The organism is Streptomyces sp. NPDC046465 (genome assembly GCF_040646035.1).
Taxonomy (GTDB): Bacteria; Actinomycetota; Actinomycetes; order Streptomycetales; family Streptomycetaceae; genus Streptomyces.
On the sequence record NZ_JBEYZK010000009.1, the window covers coordinates 116,875 to 135,310 of the forward strand.

The window sequence follows — 18,436 nt, forward strand, 5'->3', positions numbered from 1 at the left end:
GCCGGCGCGCGGGCCGCGCGCCGGCCGGACCGGATCGGGTCAGGCCGTGACGGGCCGCGCCCCGGGGGCCGTGCGGCTCAGCCGCCCCGCACGGTGCAGTCCGTGGAGGGACAGCGCGCACCCGAGGCCCAGGATGAGCAGCGCGAGCCAGGGAAGCGCCGAGAGACCCGCCTCCCTTGCGGCATCGAGAGCGACGCCCGTCAGCAGGTTGCCGACGGTGATGCCGACTCCGCAGATGGTGTTGTAGAGGCCGTAGTGGGTGGCGACGAGACGGTCCCCCGACAGCTGGACGATGGTGTCCATCTCGAAGGGGTACGTGATCATCGTGCCCAGTGCGAGCAACAGGGCCGCCAGCAGGGGCGGGAGGGCGGCGAGCAGCCACCGCCCCGCTCCCCCGCCGGGCTCGGGCAGCGCCGCGGCCGCCAGGAGCGGCACGAAGGCGAGCCCCATGACCGTGAGGCCCCGGGTCAGGGCCTGCCCCGGGGCCAGCCGCCCCTTGCACCAGGCCGTCACACGGGTCTGCCCGAGGACGGTGGTGAGACCGGACGCCGCGAAGAGCAGCGCGACGGCGACGGTTCCGAACTCGCCGTCGCCGCCCACGCGCCGCACCTCCAGGGGCAGCGCCAGATAGACCTGGAAGGTCAGGACGTAGGACCCGATCATCGCGGTCGAGAAGAGCAGGAAGGCGCGGTTGCGCACGATGCTCCGCCATTGCGCGAGGACCCCGGCTCCCGCGCCGCCTGTGCCCGTGGCTCCGGCGCCCACGTCCCGGTCCCGTGCGTCGTTGCCCCTGCGGGCAGGGAGAGCGCGGATCTGTACGACGCTCAGCAACGCGAAGACCGCCGCGGAGACGAGGCAGGTGACCCTGAAGTCGACCCCGGTGAGCAGCATCCCCACCAGCGGGCCCAGCAGGATGCCCGCCTGGTAGAAGACGTTGAACAGCGCGAAGGCCTCGACCCTGCGCTCTCCCGCGTCGGCGGCGAGATAGGCCCGCACCGCGGGGTTGAACAGCGCCCCGGCGAAACCGGTGGCCGCAGAGGCGGCGATCAGGGCGGGCACCGAGTCGACGAGGCCGAGCGTGGCGAAGCCGACGGTGCGCAGGACGCATCCGGCGACGATCAGCGGCTTGTACCCGAACCGGTCGGCGAGCGTGCCCCCGACGAGGAACATGCCCTGCTGGCTGAAGTTGCGTACGCCGAGGACGAGTCCGACGAGCCAGCCGGCCAGGCCGAGTGTGCCGGAGAGATGCTGGGCGAGGTACGGCATCAGCATGTAGAAGCCGAGGTTGATGGTGAACTGGTTGGCCAGGAGCAGCCGGACGCTCCGGTCGTAGGAGCGGAACTGCGCGAGAGTCCCCTTCACCGGACCTCGCCCTCCGCCGTGCTGGCAGCCGCACCCGTCCGGTCCGACTGGCCCGGCGGCAGCGGATCGTGGACGGTGGCGCAGCGCGTCCAGCGGGTGACTTCCTTCTCGTCGGGGCGGCCCACCACGTCCGGTTCGAGTGCCGGGACGTGGCCCAGGAGGCCGTGCTCGGCGCAGTACCCGTCGTCGTAGACCGTCTCCAGGTAGCGCTGCGGGCCGTCGGGGAAGACCGCGGCGATACGGGCGTCGCGAGGGAGAGTCCTGGCGAGCCAGCCGGCGACCAGCGCGACGGCCCCGACGCTCCACCCGCCGGTCGCGTAGTGCGAGGTCGCCAACCGCCTGCAGGCCCAGACGGATTCGGCCGGGGCCACCCAGTGCACCTCGCCGAAGTTCTCGTAGGCGACGTTGCGCGGGTAGATGCTCGACCCGAGGCCGCGCATGAGCCTGGGCCGGTCGGGCTGGCCGAAGATGGTCGAGCCGACGGTGTCCACGCCGACCAGGCGCAGTCCGGGGTAGAGCTGCCGCAGGACGCGGGAGATGCCCGCGGAGTGTCCGCCGGTGCCGACGCTGCAGACCAGTACGTCGATGTGGCCGAGCTGCGCGGCGAGTTCGAGGGCCAGCGGGGTGTAGGCGCTGACGTTGTCGGGGTTGCCGTACTGGTCGGGGCACCAGGAGCCGGGGTGCTCCGCGAGGAGTTCCGCGACGCGGTCCCGCCGTGCCTGCTGCCAGCCACCGGCCGGATGGCGTGCGGGCACGGTGTCGACGGTCACGCCGTGGGCGGCGAGCAGCCGGGTCATGGACGGTTCGAGACCGGGGTCCGTGACCAGGGTGACCGGGTGGCCGTGGACGGTGCCGGCCAGGGCGAGGCCGAGGCCGAGGGTGCCGCTGGTCGACTCGACGATGCGGGAGCCGGGCCGCAACTCGCCGCGGGCCCGGGCGCGTTCGACCATGTGGAGCCCGGCGCGGTCCTTGATGCCGCCGGGGTTGAAGCCCTCCAGCTTGGCCCAGAAGCCGCGGCCGGGCGGGGCGAACGGATCGGAGACGTGCAGGACGGGGGTGTTCCCGACGAGGCCGGGGAGGGTGGATCCGAGTGGGGCGGATCCGAATGGGGCGGCACCGAGTGGGGCGGCACCGGCAGGTGTGGCGCCAGGAGGGGTGGAGTCGTGCGCGGTCGGAGAGTGCATCTCTTCGCTTCTCGCTCTCGCTCGGGTGAGTGGTCGCGCAAGGGGGTGGTCGCGGCACGGCGCGGGATGCGCCGGGGTGCCCCTATATGCGCCATCTGCCAAGCGAGTTGAGAGCGGTCCGCCCGCCCGCCGGGGCGGCTGGTCGCGTCGTGGCCGAGTTGCGGGCCACGGAGGCGTCCGGCCTCTCGGCCCCGGGCGCGGTGCTCAGCGCGGGCGGGAGCAGCCGGGCCGAGGGCTGGGCGGCGGAGGCGGGGCCGGGCTCGTGACAGTGGTCGGGGTGAGCGGGCATGTCGACAACCGCGCGTACGCCGTCGGCCCCCTCCGGGAGGTTCGGCTCCGCCCACGCGCGGGCGGACGCCCCTGCCACGTGGACCTGGCCGTGGGTGTGGAGCGGCCCACCGAAGCACGCGAGGAGCGCGCACAGCAGGCCGGACAAGGCGCACAGGAAGTACGGGGGGTGTGGGGAGTACGGGGGGTATGGGGCGTCTCGGGAGTATCGGGAGTACAGGGCGTACGGCGTGGTGCGGAAGAACAGCCGATGCGGCACAGGCCCTCCGTGCGGCAGCCGTCCCGGCCGGGTGGGGCGCGGCGCGCTGCGGGCGCGGCACGTGTGACACCTGGAGCCGGAGACGAGGTCGGACAGCATGAGGTGGCCACCGGTACGAACTCTCGGTGACGTAGGACCAGTTCAGAGCCGAGGCGGGACTAGATGCGCAGAATCGTGGAATCCGCCGCATGCGCTATCGGGACCACGAAGTCCCGCCCGGCGATCCGGTGGGCCCGCGGCGAGGCGGGCGCGCCGTCCCGCCACCGCGGGCCCAACGGGGAGAGGCAGGGCATGTCCACGTCGGGCCCCTGCGGAGGCTGGCTCAGCGCGCACTCCTCGACGGCGTGCTGCTGCCGGTGGTCGTGGCGCGGCCCGCCGGATTCCTCGACCGCGGACGGAGCGTCCGAGGCGACGATGGAGGCGGACACGGCGGCGAGGTGTCGGCTCGTGACCTCAGGGCTCGCCACGTGCGCGAACACCAGACCGAGGAGGCAGAGCCCCAGGCCCACGACCCGCCACAGCGCCGCCGTCGGGCGGCTCCGCCGTGCGCCGGAACGAGACCAGGCCGTCATCACGCCGCGATCCTAGCGCCGAGTCGCCCTCAGCGGTGTCAGGAGCAGCACCGGGCAGAACGCGAAAAGCGCCATAGTGCAACAAACCTGACAATTTGCCGGTCGCTCATGATCGGCTCAGACTTGCGGCGACACAGCTTCTCTCGGCAGCAGGCACGAGGAGAACAGCTTCATGGTGAGAGGCCAACCGCGCGGCACGCCCCGAAAGCCCCGTCCGGCGGAGAGCGAACCGCGCGCTTCACGTTCGGCTACGGACCGCATGGCGCGCACGTTGCTGCGCCGTCGCAAGAAGACGCTCAGCGCCGAGGACGTGATGGTCTCGGACCGTCCGAAGGTGCGGCGGGCCGTGACCGCCGCGGCGCTCGGCAACACCATGGAGTGGTTCGATTTCGGCGTCTACGCCTATCTGGCGGGCACGATCGGAAAGGTCTTCTTCCCTTCCAGTTCGCCGGGGGCGCAGGTCGTCTCCACGTTTGCCACCTTCGCCGCCGCCTTTCTCGTGCGGCCACTGGGCGGTCTCGTCTTCGGGCCGCTGGGCGACCGCATCGGCCGGCAGCGCGTGCTCGCCGCCACCATGATCATGATGGCGGCGAGCACCTTCGCGGTCGGCCTGCTGCCCACGTACGCCTCGATCGGTTTCGCCGCCCCGCTGCTGCTGCTCCTGTGCCGACTCGTACAGGGCTTCTCCACGGGCGGCGAGTACGCCGGTGCCACCACCTACATCGCCGAGTACGCTCCCGACCAGCGGCGCGGCTTCCTGGGGAGCTGGCTCGACTTCGGCACCTTCGTGGGCTATTCGCTGGGCTCCGGCCTGGTCACGGTGCTCACCCTGACCCTCGGCACGGACGGCCTGGAGAGCTGGGGGTGGCGCATCCCGTTCTTCGTCGCGGGCCCGCTCGGGCTCATCGGCCTCTACATGCGGTTGAAGCTGGAGGAGACCCCCGCCTTCCAGCAGGAAGCCGCCTCCTCGGCGGCCGAACGCGAGGCGGACTCCAAGGGCGAGGAGGGCGACCCCGTCGAGCAGGCCCGCCAGTCCGGCAAGGGCCGCCTCAAGGAGATCTTCTCCCGGCACTGGCAGGCGGTCCTCATCTGCATGGGTCTCGTGCTGCTCTACAACGTCACGAACTACATGGTGACGTCGTATCTGCCGACGTTCATGACCGTCACCCTCGGGGAGAGCGACACGACCGCGCAGCTCCTGGTGCTCGGCACCATGCTGTTCGTGGCCCTCGCCATCACCACGGTGGGCCGCAGCTCGGACCGGTGGGGCAGACGGCCGATGTTCATGGGCGGCAGCATCGCGATGATCGCGCTCGCCGTTCCCGCGTTCCTGCTGATCCGGGAGGGCGGCATCCTCCTGCCCGCGTTCGGCTGCGCGATCCTCGGCCTGCTCCTGGTCTGCTTCGCCGGTACGGCCGCCGCCACGCTGCCCGCACTGTTCCCCACGCGGCTGCGGTACGGGGCTCTGTCGATCGCCTACAACATCTCTGTCTCCGTCTTCGGCGGCACCACCCCGCTGCTCGCCTCGTTCCTGGTCGACAAGACCGGAAACACGCTGGTCCCTGCCTTCTACCTGATGGTGGCCGGGGCGATCGGCCTGGTGTCGACGTTCTTCCTGCACGAGACGGCAGGCCGCCCGCTGCGCGGCTCGGGCCCCATGGTCGAGACGGACGACGAGGCACGCGAGATCGTGGCGCGCAGCCGGACGGAGGCGGGCCGCCATGCGCGCGACGTGTGGCTGCGGCTGCGGCACCCCCGGGGCGGGGGCCGCGGTGACCGCACATCCACGAAGCCCGGCGGACGCGACGACTGACGGACGCGACGGCCGACGGACGCGACGGCTGACGGACCGGCAGACCCGTAGACCCATAGCCCCATAGACCCATAGACCCATAGACCCATAGACCGGCGGATGGTGCGCCGACGCGTCGGCCCGGCACTCCCGCCCTACCCTTGCCCCATGCGGCTGCTGCTGACCTCCGACACCCACGTGCCGACGCGCGCGAAGCGCCTGCCGGACGACCTGCTGGCCGGGATCGATGCGGCGGACGTCGTGATCCACGCCGGGGACTGGCTCGACGAGGCCACTCTCGACCTGTTCGAGGCCAGGTCGCGCCGGCTGATCGGCGTCTACGGCAACAACGACGGACCGCCGCTGCGCCGCAGGCTCGCCGAGGTCGAGCGGGCCGAACTGGCGGGACTGCGGTTCGGCGTCGTCCACGAGACCGGCGCGGCCACCGGGCGCGAACGCCGGTGCGCCGAGCGCTTCCCGAACCTCGACGTCCTCGTGTTCGGGCACAGCCACATCCCGTGGGACACCGAGACCCCCGGCGGACTGAGACTCCTCAATCCCGGCTCTCCCACGGACCGCAGGCGCCAGCCGTACCGCACCTTCCTCACCCTCACGGTCTCGGACTCCGAGGTGCGCGACGTGACCTGGCACCGGCTGCCGCCGAAGGGCTGATCACTCCATCGGGCGCCAACCCTCCTACGGGTCGGCGCCCTTGCCGCTACGGCGTGTGCGCGGGCGCGCTCGTCCACGCGGCGCGCAGCGCCTTCTTGTCCACCTTGCCGACCTTGGTCGTCGGAAGACGGTCGAGGAGGACCGTCCTGCGGGGCGTGTACAGGTCGCCCAGTTCGGCGGTGACCGCCGCGCCGACCACGTCCGGGTCGACGTCGGTGCCCTCGGCCGTGGCCAGGAAGATCTGCACGGCCTCGCCGAACTCCTCGTCCGGCACGCCGAGCGCCGCGGCGTTGCGCACCCCGGGCAGCGTGAGCAGGAAGTCCTCGAGGACCCGGGAGTAGACGTTGTCGCTGGTGCTGCCGGTGACGATGATGTCCTTGGCCCGGTCGACGAGGTACAGGTACCCCTCGGCGTCGAGGTAGCCCATGTCCCCCGTCCGCAGCCAGCCGTCCCGCAGTGCCTCCGCGGTGCGCTCCGGGTCCTCGTAGTAGCCGAGCATCACCGTCTCGCCCCGGACACACACCTCGCCGACCTGGCGGGCGGGCAGCGCCGCCGTGCCGGTCTCACCGCGGATCTCGATCTCGGTGTCGGCTATCGCCCGGCCGCAGCTGCGCCAGAGTTCGGGCCGCGCGGCCCCCTCGGCGGCGAGCTCCTCCGCCCCGAAAGCGGCGATGCCGAGCGCCTCCGACTGTCCGTACCCCTGGCTGAGCACGGGCCCGAAGACCTCGACCGTCTGCTGCAGCCGGCTCGGCGACGACGCGGCGCCGCCCACGACGACGCGGCGCAGCTCGGGGAGCACGCCCGGGACGCACTCCGGGTGGTCGAGGAGCCCGTACAGCATCGGCGGTACGAACATGGTGGCGGTGATGCCCTCCTCGCGCAGCACCTCAAGCGCCGCGCCGGGCTCAAACTCGGGGAGGACGACGAGGACGGAGCCCGACACCAGCGCCTGGATCGACGTGAGGTGCCCGCTGCCGTGCGTGAGCAGCGTGGCGGCGAGCACCCGGTCCGTGCCCGACGTGAGCGTCATGAACCTCGTGGCGCGGGAGTCCTGCGGGTCCTCCCCGACCGAGTCCACCAACGTGTCGTAGAGCCGGTGGCTGTGCGCGGCGAGCTTGGGGCGGCCCAGGGTGCCGCCGGTGTAGAGGACGGTGACGGCCTCGTCCGCGGCGGGATCGGGCACGCCGTCGGGGCGTACCGCGGGGCACTCGGCCGCCGACTCGAGGAGGTCCGTGCACTGCTGCTCACAGGGCCCGAGGCTGAGCAGCACCGGCGCGTGGACGCTGCGGCCTGCCGCGTCGGCGGCGCGCTCGGCGAAGAGCGGGTCGGTGACCACGGCACGCGCCCTGGACTGCTCGACCAGCGCGGCGAGTTCGCCGGGTCCGGGCTCGGGCGGCAGGAACACGACACGGCAGCCGATGAGATGGACCGCGAGCTGCACCAGGACCGAGTCCACCCGGTTGGCCAGGAAAAGACCCACTCCGTCACCGGGCTCGAGCCCCTGTCGGCGCAGCGCGTGCCCCAACCGGAACAGCTGCTGCCGGGCCTCGCCCCGGGTCAGTCGCTGCGCACCCTGGACGAGGGCCTCGGCGTCCTCGTCCTCGTGCCAGTGCTCCAATATTCGATCCACGTACGTCCGCGGCTCGGATGTCTCCTGTGCATTAACGATCATGAACATATGCAAACATGCCGCTGGGGAGTCACCACCTCACAGGGGGCAACTTCAGCCACGGGACGACGGGGTACTATGCCCCGCTCTGGGCGGCGCGCACTCCGGTCGGCCAATAGCCCAGGAGTACTCAGCCGGAGCCTGAGTACGCGAGCGGTGCCGCCCGGCCCGAGCCGCCTGCTGGGATGTGATCATGACGACGAGACACACCCTCACCGTGGCGGTGCTGCTCCTCACGGCACTCGCCACGGGCTGCGCGTCCCTGGCGGGCCCGGCCGAGTCGGAGTCGGCGTTCCGCGAACATATGAGGGACACGCAGCGGGCGGGCGAGGACGCGGTACGGATACTGGGTGTCGACCCGGACTCAGTGATCGACGACAAGAGGATGGCCAACGCCTCCTGCAAGGACGACCTCGGCGCGGACCCGGACGGCGTCACCCGTGACCAGCCGACCGTCACCTGGGCCCCCGACTTCGCGAGCCGCGCCGCGTACGCGACAGCGGTCGACACCCTCCGCAAGGAGTGGTCCGGACAGGAACTGACGGTGAAGGACATTCCCGCACCGAAAAAGGGCGAGCCGGGCGCCGGACTCCCGGGGGTGCGCACGACGACCGACCGAGGCATCGAGCTGTCGCTGCGCCCCGACTGGTACACCGGCGAGGTGACCCTCACCGCCGACGGAGGATGCGTACGGCATGAGGGGTATCTGACGGAGTGGGAGGGGAACGGGAACGGCTAGGAACCGAACTGGACGCTGTGGGGGAGCTCCCCGAAGAAGTCGGTGTACTTCCCCGGCTGCAGGCTGCCCCAGGAGTTCTGGCAGTTGCCGTCGTAGTAGAGCGTGGCGGTGGCGTTGGTCTGGTTCGAGGCGCTGGTGGCGCCGTCGTGCAGGGGCTGGCACTCGTGCAGCGGCGGGTCCGTGATCTGGAAGTCCCCGACCGACGAGTGGTAGTAGAACGTGCCGTTGGCGTCGGCGTAGGCATTGCTCATGGGCAGCGCCGCGAAGAGCGCGAGGGCGGCGCCCGCCGCCAGAGCCAGGCGCCCGAGGCGGCCCGCCGGGGCGTGTGTGATGGTCATGGTGACAAGGTTCCAGACGATGCCGAGCGGGCGGGAGGTTCCGCGCAGACCGGACACCGCGAGCGGAAGCAGAGGTAGAGGCCGCGCGCCCCCGCACGCACTACTCGCGCCTGCCAAGCACCCCTGACCAAGGCATGGGCGGCCCCGTCCCCATACCCTTGCGCAGCAAGCCAGTTCGCGCATGGAGAGAACCCTGTCGACCATTCGACGGCATCAGAAAGTTCGACGGCATCAACGGCATCAGAAGGGAGGCTCGATGAAGGTAGTACTGCCAGGGGGCACCGGACAGGTGGGCACAGTCCTCGACCGCGCGCTGACGCGGGCAGGCCACGAGGTCACGGTGCTGACCCGGCACCCCGTCCGGGCGAACCACATCGGCTGGGACGGCGCCACGCCCGGCCGCTGGGCCGAAGCGATCGACGGTTGCGACGCCGTGGTCAATCTGGCCGGTCGCAGCGTCTCCTGCCGCTACACCGACGATAATCTGCGGGCCATGATGGATTCCCGGGTCGATTCGGCGCGGGTGGTCGGCGAGGTGATCGCCGCCGCGGCCCGGCCGCCGCGCGTCTGGCTGCAGATGAGCACGGCGACGATCTACGCCCACCGCTACGACGCGGCGCACGACGAGGCGACCGGGGTGATCGGCGGCTCGGAGGCCGGGGTGCCCGACTACTGGGCGTACAGCGTGAAGATCGCGGAGAACTGGGAGCGGGCGCAGGCCGAGGCCGCGACCCCCGCCACCCGCAAGGTGGCGCTGCGCTCGGCGATGGTGATGAGCCCGGACCGCGGCGGCGTGTTCGACGTGCTGTCGTGGCTGGCCCGCCTGGGTCTCGGAGGTCCGGTGGCGGGCGGCAGGCAGTACGTCTCCTGGATCCATGACGAGGACTTCGTACGGGCGGTGGAGTTCCTGATCGACCGGGACGACCTCGACGGGCCGGTGAACCTCGCCGCCCCCGGCCCGCTGCCGCACCGTGACTTCATGCGGGTGCTGCGCGCGGCCTGGCACGTCCCGGTGGGGCTTCCGGCGACGCGCTGGATGGCCGAGCTGGGGGCGTTCGCGCTCCGCTCGGACACGGAGCTGCTGCTCAAGAGCCGCCGGGTGGTGCCGGGTCGGCTGAGCGCGGCCGGGTTCACCTTCGCCTGCCCCGACTGGGAGACAGCCACCGCGTCCCTCGTACGGCGGGCCCGGCGAGGGGAACGGCATCGGCGCTGAGTTCTCGCGCGGATCGCTTACCAGGTCGATACTGCACCGGCAGAGGCCTCTTCCGAGCGCCGACGCCCGACGTCGACCATCGAGCATCGTGAACCAGTACCGATCACGCCCCGCCTGCCCCGGAGGTACCCATGAGGATGTTGATCAACGTCGCCGAGACCGTCGTCGCCGACGCGCTGCGCGGGATGGCAGCCGCGCACCCCGAGTTGACGATCGACGTCGAGAACCGCGTGATCGTACGCAGGGACGCCCCCGTCGAGGGCAAGGTCGCGCTCGTCTCGGGTGGCGGGTCCGGGCACGAGCCGTTGCACGGCGGGTTCGTGGGGCCTGGGATGCTGTCGGCCGCCTGTCCGGGCGAGGTGTTCACCTCACCCGTGCCGGACCAGATGGTGCGGGCCGCGGCCGCCGTGGACAGCGGCGCGGGCGTGCTCTTCATCGTGAAGAACTACACGGGCGACGTGCTCAACTTCGACATGGCCGCGGAACTCGCCGAGGACGAGGGCATCCAGGTGGCCAAGGTGCTCGTCAACGACGACGTGGCGGTCACCGACAGCCTCTACACCGCCGGGCGGCGCGGCACCGGCGCCACCCTCTTCGTGGAGAAGCTGGCCGGGGCCGCCGCCGACGCGGGCATGCCGCTGGAGCGGGTCGAGGCCATCGCACGACGGGTCAACGAGAACACAAGGAGCTTCGGCGTCGCACTCGGCGCGTGCAGTACGCCCGCCAAGGGCAGCCCGACCTTCGAACTCCCGCCGGGCGAGTTGGAGTTGGGCGTGGGCATCCACGGGGAGCCGGGACGCGAACGGCGCCCCATGATGACCTCGCGCGAGATCGCCGACTTCGCGGTGAACGCCGTCCTTGAGGACCTCGATCCGCGCAACCCGGTCCTGCTGCTCGTCAACGGCATGGGAGCCACTCCCCTCCTTGAGCTGTACGGCTTCAACGCGGAGGTGCAGCGCGTGCTCGTCGAGCGCGGCGTCCCCGTGGCCCGCACCCTCGTCGGCAACTACGTGACCTCACTGGACATGGCCGGGGCGTCCGTGACGCTGTGCCAGGTCGACGAGGAACTGCTCGGGCTGTGGGACGCGCCGGTCCGCACGCCCGGCCTGCGCTGGGGAGTCTGACACCGCCACGTTCCGACGACTACGCAAGAAGACGACTACGCACGCGAAGAGGAGACCCCGTGCTCGACGCCGACTTCTTCCGCCGCTGGCTGACGGCCTGCGCGGCCGCCGTCGACCGTGAGGCGGACCGGCTCACGGAGCTGGACTCGCCCATCGGCGACGCCGATCACGGCAGCAATCTGCGACGCGGGTTCACCGCCGTCGCCGCCGTCCTTGAGAAGGAGGCCCCGGACACGCCCGGCGCCGTCCTCCTGGTGGCGGGGCGGCAGTTGATCTCGACGGTGGGAGGCGCTTCGGGGCCGCTCTACGGCACACTGCTGCGCCGCACCGGCAAGGCGCTCGGCGACGCGGCCGAGGTCGACGGTGCGGGGTTCGCCGAGGCGCTGCGGACCGGCGTCGACGCGGTGGCCGCGCTCGGCGGTGCGGCGCCCGGCGACAAGACGATGCTGGACGCGCTGGTTCCCGCGCTCGACGCGTTGGAGCACTCCTTCGGCGCGGCACGGGAGGCCGCGCTGCACGGCGCCCTCGCCACGGCGCCGTTGCAGGCGCGCAAGGGCCGCGCCAGCTATCTGGGTGAGCGCAGCATCGGCCATCAGGACCCGGGCGCGACGTCGGCGGCCCTGCTCTTCGAGGCGCTCGCGGAGACCGCGGAGACCGCGGAGACCGCGGAGACCGCCGAGGGTGACGCGTCGCGAGAGCATGGCCGTGGCTGACGCCCCATCGGTCGGCATCGTCCTCGTGTCGCACAGCGGTCCCGTCGCCGAGGCGGTCGCCGCGCTCGCCACGGGCCTCGCGGGAGGCGGCGCCACCGCGCCGGTGGCCGCCGCGGGCGGGACAGGGGACGGCGGCCTCGGCACCAGCGCGGAGCTGATCGCGGCGGCGGCCGCGCGGGTCGACCGCGGCGCGGGCGTCGCGATCCTCGCCGACCTCGGCAGCGCGGTCCTCACCGTGAAGGCGCTGATCGCCGAGGGCTACGAACTCCCGGCCGCCACACGCCTGGTGGACGCGCCCTTCGTGGAGGGTGCGGTGGCGGCGGTGGTGACCGCGTCGGCCGGGGCCGACCTCGCCGCGGTCGAGGCGGCGGCGACCGAGGCGTACACCTACCGGAAGGTGTGAGGCCCGGAAGGTGTGAGGCCGGAAGGTGTGAGGCGCGGAAAGCGTGAGGTATGCCGGGGCGGGTCATCAGCCGGGCCGCCGCGCCGCCCGCGCGTCTTGTACGAACTGCCGGGCCAGCGCATCGCCCCGGGCGACCGCGGCCCGGTGGCTCTCGATCGGGGTGGCCTTGTGGCCCTTGAAGAAGATGTACGTGACGTCGGAGGCCGCGCCGCCCGTGCGCGGGTCGGCCCTGATGCCGAGCGCCCGGGCCGCCGCGTACGAGGCCTCGCCGATGAGGTCGGTGGGGCCGGTGTCGCCGACGACGGCGTAGAGGACCTGGCCGCGGTGGATGACGGCGGCGACGGTTCCGCCGGTGATGCCGTGCGCGGCGTGGTTCCAGCGTCGGCTCGGGCCGGGCACGACGACGTAGGGAAGGCGCTCCGCGTTCAGTTGCCGTCCGTCGGACTGCTGGTAGGCCGTGGCGTGGAGGAAGAGCGGGTCGGTGCGGCGGTTGCAGGCCTTGGTCCGCTGCCCGTCGCAGTCGATGTCCATGTCGGCCTTCCAGTGGACCGCGTCCCGGGTTCCGCAGACGGGGACGTCCGCGCGTGCGCCGCCGTCGGCGCGGTACTTGCCCTTCGAGATCTGTTGGCACTTCCGGGTCCCGGCCAGGAGATCGGCGGCCCGCACCGACCCCTCGTGGAGCGGCGCCGAAGTGAGCGCGTTCCCGGGTGACTTGAGTGCGGCGCCGGGGCGCGGTGACAGCTGCTGCGCCGACGCGGGGAGGGTGGCGGGGGCGAGCAGGGCGGCGCCGACGGCAGCGACCAGGGCCGCCGTTCCGTTGCGTACGGGAAAGAGCCGCGCGGGAAGGATTCGCGCGGGGAAGAGCCGCACCGGACGGAACCTCGCCGGGCGGAACCTCGTGGGAGAAGGCCTCACGGAAATCACCTTTCGCGGGGGAGAACTGACGGCTTGTTGGCCAGATATCCCAATTTGCGCCCCCGCCCATGCCCCGTTCGCCGATCACGGTCCGGACGGCGCACACCCCCACCCCCTTGATGTGCCCGCGTCACCTGTGTCAAATAGGTCCGGACCAATGCCGTCGAGTGGAAGGCAGCACCGTGCGACGGACCCCCCATCCGGCCATCCCTCTCGCCCTGCTGGCCGCCATGACCGTGACCGCCGCCGCACTGGGCGGCTGCGCATGGGGCGGCGGGGACGCCGAGGACACCAGACCCCCGGCGGCCCCCCGCGGCCTCACCGTCCAGGCGGGCAGCGCCACGACCGCCCACGTCATGTGGAACCAGGCCGTCGACGACACGGAAGTCACCGGGTACGAGGTGTACCGCGGCACCAAGAAGGTGAAGGAGGTGTCGGGCAGGGAGCACATGGTGGACATCGTCGGCCTCAAGGCGTCCACCACGTACACCTTCACGGTGCGCGCCCGTGACGCCGAGGGGAACGTCAGTGAGGACAGCAGGCGGCTCTCGGTCACCACGCCCGCCGCTGCCGCCGCGGACCACAAGGCGCCGACGCGGCCCGCACACCTGACGGGCAGGGCGGCGGGCAACAGCGCGGCGATGCTTTCCTGGGAGAAGGCCTCGGACGACAAGCGGGTGGCCTCGTACGAGGTCTACCAGAGCGGCTCGAAGATCCACAGTGTGGGCGGGAGCCAGACCGCGACGCTGGTCACCGGGTTGCGGCCGGGCACCGACTACACCTTCACGGTCAAGGCGCGCGACGCCGCCGACAACTTCTCCCCCGCGAGCCCCGAGGTCCGCCTCACCACCACGGCGGGCAAGGGCTCCGGGCGCGGCACCGCGCCGACCGGCTTCACGGCACGCACGCACCGCGCGGACGGGGCGTACTACATCGACCTGTCCTGGACCCCGCCGCGCACCGGCGGCGCCGTGGCGGAGTATCAGATCCAGCTGGACGGCCGCACCGCCACGTCGCTCGTCTTCGGCGGCACGGCACCGCGCGACAGGGCCGGGCACAGCTTCTACATCGGCAGGAAGGCCGGGGAGCGCCACCGGGTGAGGATCCGCCCCAAGCTGCCGGACGGCACGTGGGGCGGCTACTCACCCGAGCGGGCGGTCACCACGGGCTGAGAGGAGCCGATCGCACGGCCGTCAGCGACGCGTGGAGCCGCCCGACGGCACGCAGGATCTCGTCCCGGTTCCCGGCCCGCTTCACCCATACCGGGAGGCGAGCCGCCAGCGTCATCTTCTGTCCCGTGTCATACCAGGGAGCCCGCTCCCGCAGCGAGGCCCGGACGAAACGGTGGATCAGGTCGAGGTGTTCGAGGTTGTACGCCCACAGCCACCCGTGCCGGGTCTCCACCTGGAGCCAGAGCGGCAGGCCGAAGTAAGGATCCGTCGCGCGATGAGCCGTACCGCGGGAGAAGGCGACGCGGTCACCGCTCCACAGCCGTGACTTCCCGCAGCCCGTGCAGACCAGTCGCCGGGGCGTGAACAGCGTCCACGCTCCGGCCTCGGAGCTCCCGGGCGCCACGACGACCTGAGCGGGCCCCGCGCAGCCCGGACACCGCACGACGATCGAGCCGACGAAATCGTGCCGCGTGCTGCGAGGGTCCCGGAACCGGGCCGATGAGGGCATTCGGCAAGTATGCGGGCGTGCCGCCTGTCGCCGCTCCCGGGTTCCCCGGACGCCCTTTCCGCGATTTCCGGCACCGCTTCCGTCACTCTCGGACACAATCAGAACCCCACTCGTGCAACTAGCGTGCCGATATGGCTAGTTGAGGCCGCGCAGGGTCAGAGTGGCGAGGGTCGGACGGTGATGAGGGAAAGGCAGACGATGTCGGGTGAGTGGGACTACATCGTGGTGGGTGCGGGGTCGGCCGGGTGTGTGCTGGCGGCCAGGCTGTCCGAGGACGGGGAGAGCCGGGTCCTGCTGATCGAGGCCGGCGGGGAGGACAGCGGGGCGGAGATCGCGGTGCCCACCGCATGGCCCGCGCTCCAGGGATCCGAGGTCGACTACGCCTACACCACGGTCCGGCAGACCGGCGCCGACGGGGCCGCGCGGGCCTTCCCGCGAGGGCGGACGCTCGGCGGCTCCAGCGCCATCAACGGCCTCATCCACCTGCGCGGGCACCGGGACGACTACGACCGCTGGGCGGCCCTGGGATGCACCGGCTGGGGCTTCGACGAGACCCTGCCGTACTTCCAGCGCATGGAGACGGTCCACGGCAGGGACCCCAAGTACCGTGGCGGCGAAGGTCCGTTGCGCCCGGAGACCGCGGAGGAGGGCGGCCACCCCCTCTCCCTGGCCTTCGTCGAGGCCGCGGCCTCGGTCGGGCATCCCCGGACCGACGACTTCAACGGAAGCGACCAAGAAGGCGTCGGCTGGCACGACTTGAACATCTCGCACGGTCGGCGCCAGAGCGCCGCGCACGCCTACCTCCACCCCGTCCGGGCCCGGCCCAACCTCACCGTCTCGACCGACTCCCGCGCGCTGCGCCTGCTCTTCGACGGCGACCGCTGCACCGGCGTGGAGGTCCGGCGCGACGGCGCCCCGCACACCGTCCGCGCGACGGCCGAGGTGATCGTCAGCTGCGGGGCGGTGGACTCCCCGCGGCTCCTGCTGCTCTCCGGCATCGGCCCCGCCGACGAACTGCGGCACGTGGGCGTCCCGGTCCGCCACGAGCTGCCCGGCGTCGGCCGCAACCTGCACGACCACCCGCTGTGCCCCGTCGTGTACGAAGCCGGGCGCCGCCTCCCGCCGCCGCAGACCAGCCTCGCCGAGACGTCCTTGTCGTGGCGCAGCGACGCCGCCGCGCAAGTCCCCGACATGCAGCTGCTGTTCATCCACGTGCCGTACCACCCGCCGACGATGCCGGTCCCGGCCAACGGGTACACCCTGGCGGTGTCCACCGTGCCCGACAGCCGCGGTTCGATACGTCTGGCCGGTCCGGACCCGGCGACGCCGCCGCTGATCGACCCGGACTACCTGGGCCGCGAGAGCGACGTCCGGCGCATGCTGCGGGGCATCGAGACAGCGCGGGAGATCGCAGCGGCGGCGCCCTTCGCCCCGTGGCGCTCGCGCGAGGTGCTCCCCGGGCCCGGCAGCACCGACGAGGCCGGCCTGCGCGGCTATCTCGCCGCCGCCGTGGGCCCGTACTTCCACCCCGTCGGCACCTGCGCGATGGGCACGGGACCCGACGCGGTCGTGGCGCCGGACCTGACCGTGCACGGCCTCCGGGGGCTTCGGGTGGTGGACGCCTCGGTCATGCCGACGATCGTCTCGGCCAATACGAACACGGCGACCGTCATGATCGCCGAGAAGGCCGCCGACCTGATCCGGGAAGTGCCATCCTGACGCGATGCGCGTACTGATCGTGACAGCGGGGAGTTGAGGCGATGTCGCCCCGTACACCGGACTGGGCGTGCGCCTGCGCTCGGCGGGCCACGAGGTGTCACTGGCCACCCATGAACGCTTCGAGGAGGCGGTGACCGCCCACGGGCTCGGCTTCCGGCCCCTGCCCGTCGACCCGCGCCAGGAGCTGGCATCGCAGGGCGGCCAGGGGCCGGCCAGAGCGGTCAGCCCGCCCGTGGCCCTCGCACGACTGATGCGCATGGCGCGGGCGTTCATGCCGCGGCTGACCGACGGCGTCGTGGCCACCGTGCGCGAAGGCACCGATGTGGTGCTGAGTTCCACGGTCACCGACCCCGTGTGTGCGGCGCTCGGCGAGGCGCTGCGGCTGCCGAGCATCGGCGTCCATCTGCAGCCGGTCCGCCCCACCGCGGCCTACCCCCCGATGGTCACCGCCGCCCGGACCTTCGGCGCCTACGGCAACCGCCTTGCCGCCCACGCCCTGTGGCTCGGCAGCGAGCAGATGTTCGCCCCCGCCATCCGCTCGCTGCGCCGCGAACTCGGCCTGCCGCGCCAGAGGTTCAGCGGCTCCCTCGGTCTGCCGCACGGTCGCCACGTCCTGCACGGCTTCAGTCAGCGGATCGTGCCGCGCCCCACGGACTGGCCCGCGGGGCACCGGGTGTGCGGGTACTGGTGGCCGCAGCCGCCGTCCGGCCGGCAGCCCGAGCCGCGGCTGCTCGACTTCCTCGCCGCGGGTCTGCCGCCGGTCTTCGCGGGTTTCGGCAGCTTCGTGACCGCCGACTCCGAGCGGCTGAGCTCGCTCATCGCCGAGGCCATGCGGCGCGCCAGGGTGCGCGGCATCGTCCAGGCGGGCTGGAGCGGGCCGCACGCCGAGAACGACGACGTCATCACGGTGCGGGAGGTCCCGCACGCCTGGCTGTTCCCGCGGACGGCGGCCGTGATCCACCACGCGAGCGCCGGCACCACCGCGGCCGGTCTGCGCGCCGGCACCCCGTCCGTCCCGGTCCCGGTCCAGCTGGACCAGCACTTCTGGGCCAACCGTCTGCACGCCCTCGGCGTCTCACCGCGCCCCCGCGCTACCAGCGCCTGACCGTGGAACACCTCGCGCAGGCAATCACCACAGCCGTCCACAGCCCCGTCCTGCGCACCCGCGCGCAGGGCCTCACCGCCTCTCTGGCCCGACCGTGGCCGCCCGCGCGGTCAGGAGCGCTGCCGCGCGGCGGCACCAGTCGCGGGTCTCCCGTTCGAAGGCGAGCCCGCGCAGACAGGTCAGATAGGGGCCGACGCGCTCACCGGTGCGCAGGAAGTCGTCCTCGTCGGCCCCGCCCCGCAGCCGTACGAGGAGCTTCTCCAGGACCTCGGTCTTCGCCTCGGCGACCGCGGCGCGCTCCGTGAGCTGTTCGATCACCGGCGCGGCGGCGACCCCGTCGACGGCCTGCACCTTGACCAGCAGATCGTCGCGGATGAAGGACGGCTTCGCGGCGCGGGCGGCGAACCGCTCCATCTCGGCGAGGCCTTCGTCGGTGACCGTGAACAGCCGCTTGTTGGGCCGGCCCTCCTGGACCACCTCGCGCCCGGTGACGAGGCCGTCGGCCTCCAGCCTGGTCAGCTCGGCGTAGAGCTGCTGGGGCAGTGCGTGCCAGAAGTTGGCCACGCCGATGTCGAAGCCCTTGGCCAGCTGATAGCCGCTGTACTCACCGTCCAGCAGTGCCGCGAGCACCGCGTGCCGCAGAGCCATCGTCCGGTTCCCCTTCCCTTTCGCCGCCTCGCCCCCTCATC

19 protein-coding genes and 1 pseudogene are annotated in these 18,436 nt (G+C 72.3%); 12 read left to right on the plus strand and 8 right to left on the minus strand.

Features of this window, described 5'->3' with window-relative positions; genetic code table 11:
• Positions 1-39: 39 nt before the first annotated feature.
• Both ABZ953_RS15925 and ABZ953_RS15930 read right to left on the minus strand, forming a co-directional pair.
• Positions 40-1,362 (minus strand): MFS transporter, encoded by a 1,323-nt coding sequence (locus ABZ953_RS15925; RefSeq protein WP_361723032.1) that lies wholly within the window; start codon positions 1,360-1,362, stop codon positions 40-42.
• Entirely contained in the window at positions 1,359-2,546 is a 1,188-nt protein-coding gene (locus tag ABZ953_RS15930; RefSeq protein ID WP_361723035.1) for a PLP-dependent cysteine synthase family protein, read from the minus strand. The genes ABZ953_RS15925 and ABZ953_RS15930 overlap by 4 nt, the downstream gene beginning before the upstream one ends.
• Positions 2,547-2,632: 86 nt before the next feature.
• On the opposite strand from ABZ953_RS15930, the gene ABZ953_RS15935 reads away from it, so the two are divergent.
• A complete protein-coding gene (locus ABZ953_RS15935; RefSeq protein ID WP_361723038.1) occupies positions 2,633-2,812 on the plus strand; it encodes a hypothetical protein in 180 nt (59 codons plus the stop codon).
• Positions 2,813-3,251: 439 nt separating this feature from the next.
• Here the strand turns inward: ABZ953_RS15935 and ABZ953_RS15940 are convergent, their stop codons facing one another.
• Positions 3,252-3,665, minus strand: coding sequence for a hypothetical protein (locus ABZ953_RS15940; RefSeq protein ID WP_361723041.1), 414 nt, complete (start codon positions 3,663-3,665; stop codon positions 3,252-3,254).
• A gap of 259 nt (positions 3,666-3,924) precedes the next feature.
• On the opposite strand from ABZ953_RS15940, the gene proP reads away from it, so the two are divergent.
• Together proP and ABZ953_RS15950 are read left to right on the plus strand one after the other, a co-directional pair.
• Entirely contained in the window at positions 3,925-5,478 is a 1,554-nt protein-coding gene (gene proP / locus ABZ953_RS15945) for a glycine betaine/L-proline transporter ProP (RefSeq protein ID WP_361723044.1), read from the plus strand.
• Between the two features lie 147 nt (positions 5,479-5,625).
• On the plus strand, positions 5,626-6,129 hold the full coding sequence (locus ABZ953_RS15950; protein ID WP_361723047.1) for a metallophosphoesterase: 504 nt from the start codon (positions 5,626-5,628) through the stop codon (positions 6,127-6,129).
• A 46-nt stretch (positions 6,130-6,175) separates the two neighbouring features.
• On the opposite strand, the gene ABZ953_RS15955 is transcribed toward ABZ953_RS15950, so the two are convergent.
• Positions 6,176-7,801, minus strand: a complete 1,626-nt coding sequence (locus tag ABZ953_RS15955; protein ID WP_361723050.1) for an AMP-binding protein — start codon at positions 7,799-7,801, stop codon at positions 6,176-6,178.
• Positions 7,802-7,991: 190 nt separating this feature from the next.
• Between ABZ953_RS15955 and ABZ953_RS15960 the strand changes: the two genes are divergently transcribed.
• Positions 7,992-8,537 carry a hypothetical protein gene (locus ABZ953_RS15960; protein WP_361723053.1) on the plus strand — a complete coding sequence of 182 codons (546 nt, stop codon included), beginning with the start codon at positions 7,992-7,994 and terminating at the stop codon, positions 8,535-8,537.
• Here ABZ953_RS15960 and ABZ953_RS15965 read toward each other — a convergent pair.
• Positions 8,534-8,875, minus strand: a complete 342-nt coding sequence (locus ABZ953_RS15965; protein ID WP_361723056.1) for a peptidase inhibitor family I36 protein — start codon at positions 8,873-8,875, stop codon at positions 8,534-8,536. The genes ABZ953_RS15960 and ABZ953_RS15965 overlap by 4 nt on opposite strands.
• Positions 8,876-9,131: 256 nt before the next feature.
• Here ABZ953_RS15965 and ABZ953_RS15970 point away from each other — a divergent pair, with 256 nt between their 5' ends.
• The 4 genes from ABZ953_RS15970 (at position 9,132) to ABZ953_RS15985 (ending at position 12,328) form a co-directional block, all read left to right on the plus strand.
• Entirely contained in the window at positions 9,132-10,088 is a 957-nt protein-coding gene (locus ABZ953_RS15970; RefSeq protein WP_361723059.1) for a TIGR01777 family oxidoreductase, read from the plus strand.
• Between the two features lie 131 nt (positions 10,089-10,219).
• Positions 10,220-11,212 (plus strand): dihydroxyacetone kinase subunit DhaK, encoded by a 993-nt coding sequence (dhaK, locus tag ABZ953_RS15975; RefSeq protein WP_361723062.1) that lies wholly within the window; start codon positions 10,220-10,222, stop codon positions 11,210-11,212.
• A gap of 59 nt (positions 11,213-11,271) precedes the next feature.
• Positions 11,272-11,925, plus strand: a complete 654-nt coding sequence (dhaL, locus tag ABZ953_RS15980; protein ID WP_361723065.1) for a dihydroxyacetone kinase subunit DhaL — start codon at positions 11,272-11,274, stop codon at positions 11,923-11,925.
• Entirely contained in the window at positions 11,918-12,328 is a 411-nt protein-coding gene (locus ABZ953_RS15985; RefSeq protein WP_361723068.1) for a PTS fructose transporter subunit IIA, read from the plus strand. The genes dhaL and ABZ953_RS15985 overlap by 8 nt, the downstream gene beginning before the upstream one ends.
• 66 nt (positions 12,329-12,394) lie before the next feature.
• Here ABZ953_RS15985 and ABZ953_RS15990 read toward each other — a convergent pair whose 3' ends face one another.
• Positions 12,395-13,198, minus strand: coding sequence for a glycoside hydrolase family 75 protein (locus ABZ953_RS15990; protein WP_361723071.1), 804 nt, complete (start codon positions 13,196-13,198; stop codon positions 12,395-12,397).
• A 275-nt stretch (positions 13,199-13,473) separates the two neighbouring features.
• Between ABZ953_RS15990 and ABZ953_RS15995 the strand changes: the two genes are divergently transcribed.
• Complete coding sequence (locus tag ABZ953_RS15995) at positions 13,474-14,415, plus strand: fibronectin type III domain-containing protein (RefSeq protein ID WP_361723544.1); 942 nt, start codon at positions 13,474-13,476, stop codon at positions 14,413-14,415.
• On the opposite strand, the gene ABZ953_RS16000 is transcribed toward ABZ953_RS15995, so the two are convergent.
• The gene (locus ABZ953_RS16000; RefSeq protein ID WP_361723074.1) at positions 14,402-14,923 is read right to left on the minus strand and encodes a hypothetical protein; all 522 of its coding nucleotides are present in this window, start codon (positions 14,921-14,923) and stop codon (positions 14,402-14,404) included. The genes ABZ953_RS15995 and ABZ953_RS16000 overlap by 14 nt on opposite strands.
• Positions 14,924-15,103: 180 nt before the next feature.
• Between ABZ953_RS16000 and ABZ953_RS16005 the strand changes: the two genes are divergently transcribed.
• The 3 genes and pseudogenes from ABZ953_RS16005 to ABZ953_RS16015 all read left to right on the plus strand — a co-directional run bounded on the left by ABZ953_RS16005 (position 15,104) and on the right by ABZ953_RS16015 (position 17,747).
• A complete protein-coding gene (locus ABZ953_RS16005; protein WP_361723077.1) occupies positions 15,104-16,642 on the plus strand; it encodes a GMC family oxidoreductase N-terminal domain-containing protein in 1,539 nt (512 codons plus the stop codon).
• A 49-nt stretch (positions 16,643-16,691) separates the two neighbouring features.
• Positions 16,692-16,820 (plus strand): annotated as a pseudogene (locus ABZ953_RS16010) (glycosyltransferase); the annotation flags it as partial.
• A 93-nt stretch (positions 16,821-16,913) separates the two neighbouring features.
• Positions 16,914-17,747: a glycosyltransferase gene (locus tag ABZ953_RS16015; RefSeq protein ID WP_361723547.1), complete on the plus strand. Its 834-nt coding sequence runs from the start codon at positions 16,914-16,916 to the stop codon at positions 17,745-17,747.
• A gap of 72 nt (positions 17,748-17,819) precedes the next feature.
• Here the strand turns inward: ABZ953_RS16015 and ABZ953_RS16020 are convergent, their stop codons facing one another.
• Positions 17,820-18,395: a PadR family transcriptional regulator gene (locus ABZ953_RS16020; RefSeq protein ID WP_361723080.1), complete on the minus strand. Its 576-nt coding sequence runs from the start codon at positions 18,393-18,395 to the stop codon at positions 17,820-17,822.
• Between the last annotated feature and the right edge of the window lie 41 nt (positions 18,396-18,436).

Excerpts from the sequence above, each read along its gene's own strand:
- ABZ953_RS15930 (WP_361723035.1), bottom strand. The coding sequence starts at position 2,546 with ATGCACTCTCCGACCGCGCACGACTCCACCCCTCCTGGCGCCACACCT.
- ABZ953_RS15935 (WP_361723038.1), top strand. The coding sequence starts at position 2,633 with ATGCGCCATCTGCCAAGCGAGTTGAGAGCGGTCCGCCCGCCCGCCGGG.
- ABZ953_RS15940 (WP_361723041.1), bottom strand. The coding sequence starts at position 3,665 with ATGACGGCCTGGTCTCGTTCCGGCGCACGGCGGAGCCGCCCGACGGCG.
- proP (WP_361723044.1), top strand. The coding sequence starts at position 3,925 with ATGGCGCGCACGTTGCTGCGCCGTCGCAAGAAGACGCTCAGCGCCGAG.
- ABZ953_RS15950 (WP_361723047.1), top strand. The coding sequence starts at position 5,626 with ATGCGGCTGCTGCTGACCTCCGACACCCACGTGCCGACGCGCGCGAAG.
- ABZ953_RS15955 (WP_361723050.1), bottom strand. The coding sequence starts at position 7,801 with ATGATCGTTAATGCACAGGAGACATCCGAGCCGCGGACGTACGTGGAT.
- ABZ953_RS15960 (WP_361723053.1), top strand. The coding sequence starts at position 7,992 with ATGACGACGAGACACACCCTCACCGTGGCGGTGCTGCTCCTCACGGCA.
- ABZ953_RS15965 (WP_361723056.1), bottom strand. The coding sequence starts at position 8,875 with ATGACCATCACACACGCCCCGGCGGGCCGCCTCGGGCGCCTGGCTCTG.
- ABZ953_RS15970 (WP_361723059.1), top strand. The coding sequence starts at position 9,132 with ATGAAGGTAGTACTGCCAGGGGGCACCGGACAGGTGGGCACAGTCCTC.
- dhaK (WP_361723062.1), top strand. The coding sequence starts at position 10,220 with ATGAGGATGTTGATCAACGTCGCCGAGACCGTCGTCGCCGACGCGCTG.
- ABZ953_RS15995 (WP_361723544.1), top strand. The coding sequence starts at position 13,474 with ATGACCGTGACCGCCGCCGCACTGGGCGGCTGCGCATGGGGCGGCGGG.
- ABZ953_RS16000 (WP_361723074.1), bottom strand. The coding sequence starts at position 14,923 with ATGCCCTCATCGGCCCGGTTCCGGGACCCTCGCAGCACGCGGCACGAT.
- ABZ953_RS16005 (WP_361723077.1), top strand. The coding sequence starts at position 15,104 with ATGAGGGAAAGGCAGACGATGTCGGGTGAGTGGGACTACATCGTGGTG.
- ABZ953_RS16015 (WP_361723547.1), top strand. The coding sequence starts at position 16,914 with ATGCCGCGGCTGACCGACGGCGTCGTGGCCACCGTGCGCGAAGGCACC.
- ABZ953_RS16020 (WP_361723080.1), bottom strand. The coding sequence starts at position 18,395 with ATGGCTCTGCGGCACGCGGTGCTCGCGGCACTGCTGGACGGTGAGTAC.